We start from the raw sequence: 1,131 nt of genomic DNA, 5'->3' as shown, positions 1-1,131 counted from the left end.
CTTACTTGTCGCCGCGAATCGAGAAGTTGGCCATGTGCTCCAGGCCCTTGATCAGCGCCGAGTGGTCCCAGTTGCTGCCGCCGATGGCTGCGCAGGTGCTGAACACCTGCTGGGCGTTGGCGGTGTTGGGCAGGTTGATGTTCAGCTCCTTGGCGCCTTGCAGGGCCAGGTTCAGGTCCTTCTGGTGCAGGCTGATACGGAAGCCTGGGTCGAAGGTGCCCTTGATCATGCGCTCGCCGTGCACTTCGAGAATCTTCGACGAGGCGAAGCCGCCCATCAGCGCTTCACGCACCTTGGCAGGGTCGGCACCGTTCTTGGCGGCGAACAGCAACGCTTCGCTGACGGCCTGGATGTTCAGGGCGACGATGATCTGGTTGGCCACCTTGGCGGTCTGGCCGTCGCCGTTGCCGCCGACGCGGGTGATGTTCTTGCCCATGGCCTGGAACAGCGGCAGGGCGCGCTCGAAGGCGTTGGGGCAGCCGCCGACCATGATGCTCAGGGTGGCGGCCTTGGCGCCGACTTCACCGCCGGATACTGGAGCATCGAGGTAGGCGGCGCCGGTGGCCTTGATCTTCTCGGCGAAGGCCTTGGTGGCGGAGGGGGAGATCGAGCTCATGTCGATCACCACCTTGTTCGGGCCGACGCCATCGGCGATGCCGTCCTGGCGGAACAACACGTCCTCGACATGCGGGGTGTCGGGGACCATGACGATGATGAACTCGGCCTCCTGGGCCACTTCCTTGGGGTTGGCCAGGGCCACGGCGCCGGCGGCGACCAGCTCGGCGGGGGCGGCGTCGTGGTGGGTGGAGACGAACAGGCTGTGACCTGCCTTTTGCAGGTTCTGGGCCATGGGAAGGCCCATGATGCCGGTGCCGATGAAACCGATTTTAGCCATGAGAATGTGCCTCTTATTTGTATGGGGCGTGCACGGACCCTGTGGGAGCGGGTTTACCCGCGAAAGCGGTGGTGAGGCCGCTACAGCATTCGCGGGTAAACCCGCTCCCACAGGTTTTGCATTCCAGTCTTCTAGATCGCGTTATGGGTCTTGAGCCAGCCCAGGCCCGCTTCGGTGGTGGTCAGCGGCTTGTACTCCGCACCCACCCAGCCCTGGTAGCCGATGCGGTCCAGGTG

1 protein-coding gene and 1 pseudogene are annotated in these 1,131 nt (G+C 64.4%); both read right to left on the bottom strand.

Annotation, left to right across the window (positions count from 1 at the left end; genetic code table 11):
- Nucleotide 1 precedes the first annotated feature (1 nt).
- Nucleotides 2-895, bottom strand: coding sequence for a 2-hydroxy-3-oxopropionate reductase (locus tag ACQKPE_RS26560; protein ID WP_427669653.1), 894 nt, complete (start codon nucleotides 893-895; stop codon nucleotides 2-4).
- Nucleotides 896-1,026: 131 nt separating this feature from the next.
- Nucleotides 1,027-1,131: pseudogene (locus tag ACQKPE_RS26555) on the bottom strand (hydroxypyruvate isomerase); the annotation flags it as partial.

Origin of the sequence: Pseudomonas sp. NPDC089554 (assembly GCF_050280645.1) — a bacterium.
Taxonomy (GTDB): Bacteria; Pseudomonadota; Gammaproteobacteria; order Pseudomonadales; family Pseudomonadaceae; genus Aquipseudomonas.
Note: the sequence above shows the minus strand (reverse complement) of the source record. Positions and strands in the feature narration are given on the sequence as shown.